The following is a 2073-nucleotide window of genomic DNA, read 5'->3' on the forward strand; positions in this document are numbered from 1 at the left end:
CCTTCGACCCGGAGGTGACCTGAGTTGTCCCCACCCCTGCAACACCGCACCGCCGGCGGGTGGCCGGGCGAGCCGCAGGCGGCGAGGGCCGCCACGGCCGCCAGGGCCACCGCCGCCGCGGCGGTACGGTGTTGCAGGGGTGCGGACAACTCAGGTCACCTCCGGGTCGAAGGACGGGCGGGCGTACGGCCGCCCGGTGGGGCGGCGCCGGTCGGAGACCGCCGGCGGATCAGCCGCCGATCAGCCGCCGATCAGCCGCCGATCGCCGCGGATCGCCGCGGATCAGCCGAAGCGGCCGTGGACGTAGTCGGAGGTGCGCTCGTCCTGCGGGCTGTCGAACATCGCCTCGGTCGGCCCGTGTTCGACGACGGCGCCCGGCGTGCCGTGCTCGGCCAGGAAGAACGCGCACTGCTGCGAGACGCGCTGCGCCTGCTGCATGTTGTGGGTGACGATGACGATCGTCACCTCGTGCATCAGCTCGCCGATGGTCTGCTCGACACGGCGCGTGGACGTCGGGTCGAGCGCCGAGCACGGCTCGTCCATCAGCAGCACCCGGGGGCGTACGGCCAGGGAGCGGGCGATGCACAGCCGCTGCTGCTGGCCGCCGGAGAGCGCGCCGCCGGGCTGGCGCAGCCGGTCGCGTACCTCCTTCCACAGGCCCGCCTTGGTCAGGCACTCCTCGACGAGGGCGTCCTTGTCCGCGCGGGCGGCGCGGATGCCGTTCAGCTTCAGCCCGGACAGCACGTTGTCGTAGATCGACATGGCCGGGAACGGGTTGGGCTTCTGGAAGACCATGCCGATCTGCCGGCGGGCGTGCGTGATGCGCCGGCCGCGGTCGTAGATGTCCTCGCCGTCCAGCAGCACCTCGCCGGCGAGCGCGGCGGAGGAGACCAGCTCGTGCATCCGGTTGAGGATGCGCAGGTACGTGGACTTGCCGCAGCCGGAGGGGCCGATGAGCGCCGTCACCCGGTGCGGCGGCATGGTCAGCGACACCCGTTCCAGCACCTTGTGGTCGCCGAACCAGGCGGAGACGTCGCGGGTTTCGAGGGTCGCGGGCCGGCCCGCGCCGACCGGGGGCAGCTCGACGGTGGTGTCCGTGAGCGACATGGCCTCACCTTCCACGGGGTTCGGGGGATTCAGGGGTGTGCACGAAACGGTCACAGCAGGTTGGGCAGGAGCCGGGTGACCTCGCCGGACAGCGCGATGCCGACGGCGCCGAGCACGGGCACGCCGGTGATCCACGCCTGCCAGCGGCCCCAGCGGCGGTACGCCCAGGTGACCGCCGCGGCGACGACGAGCAGCAACTGGCTCCAGAGCAGGATCGGCACCCACGCGGCGGGGTCGCCCGCCAGCGGCTCCTCGGCGTCGCTCAGCATCCCGGAGCCGATCAGCCGGGCGGGCCGCGGCTGGACGTCGGAGACCAGTTCGGCCTCGATCCGCAGCAGGCCGCGGGGGGTGTACGCGGGACCCGTCGCGGTCATCAGCTGCAGCCGGCCCTCGCCCTCGCCGACCGCGTCGGGGATCGGGTCCCCGGCCTCGCGCCGCCCGGTGACGCGGTACGTGTGCCGGCCCTGCCCGGTGACGACCTCGATCTCGTCGCCGGACTCCAGCTCGTCGAGGTTGACGAACGGGCTGCCGTAGCCCCACTGCCGGCCCATGATGACGCTGGTGCCCGCCTGCCCGGGCAGCGCGGTGTCCCGGCGGTGCCCGGGCCCCGCGGTCAGCACGCCGGAGGTGGTGCCCTCGAAGACGACCTCACGGATCCCGGCGTCCGGTGCGCGCAGCAGCGCCACCGGCGTACCGGGCGAGAGCACCTTGCCGTCGATGTCGGTCTGGCCGACCGGGGCGACGCCCTGGGCGAGCTGGTCGCGCAGCTGGGCGTAGCCGGTCTGCTGGCCGCGGGCGTGCTGGAGGTGGCCGACGAGGGTCAGGTTGGCGGCGAAGCCGAAGAGGAGTGCGGAGAGGATGAGCAGCGCGGCGCCGGAGACGGCCAGCCGCGGGTCGCGCCGGGGCGGGCTCTGCGGCTCGCCGACCGGCGCCCCGCCGGGCCGTCCGGGCGGGCCGGGCGGACCG

General features: G+C 74.4%; 2 protein-coding genes. Both read right to left on the bottom strand.

Annotated features, from left to right (window positions below; all coding sequences use genetic code 11):
* Nucleotides 1–282: 282 nt before the first annotated feature.
* The gene (locus ABD317_RS36270; RefSeq protein WP_344296209.1) at nucleotides 283–1107 is read right to left on the bottom strand and encodes a phosphate ABC transporter ATP-binding protein; all 825 of its coding nucleotides are present in this window, start codon (nucleotides 1105–1107) and stop codon (nucleotides 283–285) included.
* A gap of 50 nt (nucleotides 1108–1157) precedes the next feature.
* On the bottom strand, nucleotides 1158–2073 hold a 916-nt coding region (locus ABD317_RS36275), incomplete at its 5' end, for a sortase (protein WP_344296212.1).

It is taken from the genome of Streptomyces synnematoformans (genome assembly GCF_039531005.1).
Taxonomy (GTDB): domain Bacteria; phylum Actinomycetota; class Actinomycetes; order Streptomycetales; family Streptomycetaceae; genus Streptomyces; species Streptomyces synnematoformans.